Source organism: Actinokineospora spheciospongiae, assembly GCF_000564855.1.
In the GTDB taxonomy this organism is placed as follows: domain Bacteria; phylum Actinomycetota; class Actinomycetes; order Mycobacteriales; family Pseudonocardiaceae; genus Actinokineospora; species Actinokineospora spheciospongiae.
The window spans coordinates 1-2,474 of the sequence record NZ_AYXG01000189.1 but is presented as its reverse complement, the minus strand read 5'-3'; the positions used below and the strand labels follow the sequence as shown (position 1 = coordinate 2,474).

General features: G+C 74.8%; 3 protein-coding genes and 1 pseudogene. All 4 read left to right on the top strand.

Features of this window, described 5'->3' with window-relative positions:
• Positions 1-115 precede the first annotated feature (115 nt).
• Positions 116-661, top strand: coding sequence for a ferric reductase-like transmembrane domain-containing protein (locus UO65_RS24605; protein WP_035286777.1), 546 nt, complete (start codon positions 116-118; stop codon positions 659-661).
• Positions 658-1,767 carry an NADH-ubiquinone oxidoreductase-F iron-sulfur binding region domain-containing protein gene (locus UO65_RS24600; protein WP_052021732.1) on the top strand — a complete coding sequence of 370 codons (1,110 nt, stop codon included), beginning with the start codon at positions 658-660 and terminating at the stop codon, positions 1,765-1,767. The genes UO65_RS24605 and UO65_RS24600 overlap by 4 nt, the downstream gene beginning before the upstream one ends.
• On the top strand, positions 1,764-1,967 hold the full coding sequence (locus UO65_RS24595; protein ID WP_035286776.1) for a ferredoxin: 204 nt from the start codon (positions 1,764-1,766) through the stop codon (positions 1,965-1,967). The genes UO65_RS24600 and UO65_RS24595 overlap by 4 nt, the downstream gene beginning before the upstream one ends.
• A 237-nt stretch (positions 1,968-2,204) precedes the next feature.
• Positions 2,205-2,474 (top strand): annotated as a pseudogene (locus tag UO65_RS38330) (hypothetical protein); the annotation flags it as partial.

Genomic DNA, 2,474 nt, shown 5'->3' with positions numbered 1-2,474 from the left:
ACGGGGCGGTGGCGTGGTGGAACACCCGGGTCCTTTGGTGCCCCAGCCGCCGAGTCGGTGGTGGGCTGATGGGCGCGCGGCCTGCCCGGTGCCACCGCGACGGGGCGGTGGCGTGATGGACACCCAGGTCCTCTGGTACCTCAGCCGCGCGAGCGGGTTGGTGTCGCTGGCGCTGTTCACCGCCACCGTGGTGCTCGGGCTGCTGACCGCGGGCCGCCTCGGCACCGCGCGGTTCCCCCGGTTCGCCGTCCAGTCGTTGCACCGCAACCTGTCGGTGCTCAGCCTGGTCTTCCTGTCCGTGCACATCGCCAGTGCCGTCCTCGACGGGTACGTGGAGATCCGGTGGGTCGACGCGCTCGTGCCCTTCGCCTCCGCCTACGACCCGTTCTGGCTCGGCCTCGGCGCGCTCTCGCTCGACCTGGTGCTCGCGGTCGTCATCACCAGCCTGCTGCGCACCCGGCTCTCCCCGAAGGTCTGGCGCGGTGTGCACCTGGCGTCCTACGCGGCCTGGCCGGTCGCGGTGGTGCACGGGTTCGCCATGTCCGGCCCCGACACCGCCTGGGTGCTGGGCTTCGACGTGGCCTGCGTCGCCGCCGCGGCGACCGCCCTGCACTGGCGCACCACCCGCGTCCACCCCGACACGACGGTGAGGGTTCCATGATCACCACGACCCGGCGGCTGCTCGCCGCCCCCACCCCCGACCTGGCCGCGCACACCGCCGTGCACGGTGCGCTGCCCCGCCCGCACCCGGCCGAACTGCTCGACTTGGTCGACCGGTCCGGCCTGCGCGGTCGCGGCGGCGGCGGGTTCCCCACCGGGCGCAAGCTGCGCGCGGTCGCGGCGGGCCGCGCACCGGTGGTCGTCGCCAACGGGTGCGAGGGGGACCCGGCCAGCGCCAAGGACAAGGCACTGCTCGCCATCGCCCCGCACCTGGTCCTCGACGGTGTCGAACTGGCCGCGCACGCCGTCGGCGCCGCGGAGGCGACCCTCTGCGCGCACGACGGGACGGCGCTGCGCGCGGCGGTCGCGGCGCGCTCCTGGTCCATCGACGTGTCCGTTGTGGACATACCGGGGCGCTACGTCTCCAGCGAGGAGTCCGCACTGGTCAACTTCCTCACCACCGGTGACGCCCGGCCCACGGTGAAGGTGTTCCGCCCGGCCGAGCGCGGTGTGCGCGGCAGGCCCACGCTGGTCGACAACGTCGAAACCCTCGCGCAGCTCGCGCTCGTCGCCCGGCGCGGCCCGGACGCGTTCCGCCGCGACGAGACCCGCCTGGTGACCGTCGGCGGCGCCGCACCGCACGGCGGCGTGTTCGAGACCCCGGTCGACCTGGGGTTGGGGGAGGTGCTGCGGCTGGCCGGAACCGACCCCGACGCGACCGTGCTCGCGGGCGGCCTCGGCGGCGAGTGGCTGACCCGCGCCGGGCACCACCGGGCGTCCTCGATCCCCGGTGTGGCCGCGTTCCACGTGCTCGGCGGCTGCGGCCTGCGGGAGACCTCGGAGGTCCTGGCCCACCTGGCCGCCGAGTCGGCGCGGCAGTGCGGGCCCTGCATGTTCGGCCTGCCCGCGATCGCCGCCGACTTCACCGCGCTGGCCGCGGGCGCCGCCCCCGCCGACACCGCCGCCCGGCTGCGCCGCCGCCTCGGGGTCGTTCCCGGCCGCGGTGCCTGCGCCCACCCCGACGGCGCGGTCCGGCTCGCCGCGAGCGCGCTGCGGGTCTTCGCCGACGACGTCACCGCCCACGCGCACGGGGGGTGCCTGGCATGAGCGGTCAGACCCGGACCCTGCGGCTGGACCCCATCGGCTGCCGCGCGCACGGCTTGTGCGCGGAACTCCTCCCGGAGCTGGTCGACCTCGACGAGTGGGGCTACCCGGTCGTCGACGGCGACCCCGTGCCGCCCGCGCTGGTGAACCGGGCGAAGCGCGCCGCGGCCGCCTGCCCGGCGCTGGCACTGCGGCTGCGCTGACCGGAATGCGCCCGGTGTCCGGTCAGGACATTCGCGTCGCGGGGCGCGCCCTGGTCCGGTAGTGCGCGATCCATTTGGTACGAGGATGTTTCCAAGACCAACCCGCGCACTCCCAGCGAAGTCGATTGTGGGTGATTGTCACAACGCCAAGAATTATCGGTTTCCTGTTGACCTGTCCGACGGCCTGTGGGGAGGGTGCTTTTGTCACCGCTTCCCGCAAACCCACGGAGGTCACTGTTGACCAGGACGAAACGGCGCGTCGCCGTGGCCGTCGCCGCCGCCCTCGCGGGCGCGACCGCCACGCTCGCCGTCACCGGGGCGGTCCAGTCGCCCGCGAGCGCCGCGCCGCTCAGCGCTGGATCGATCGGCGCTTCGGCCGCTGAGCCCGGTCCGCTCGACGACAGCTTCTACGTGCCGCCGAGCCCGCTGCCCGCCGGTGAGCCCGGCGACGTGATCCGCTGGCGCCCCACCGTCGCCCCGCTGAACGCGCTGAACGCCAACGCCTGG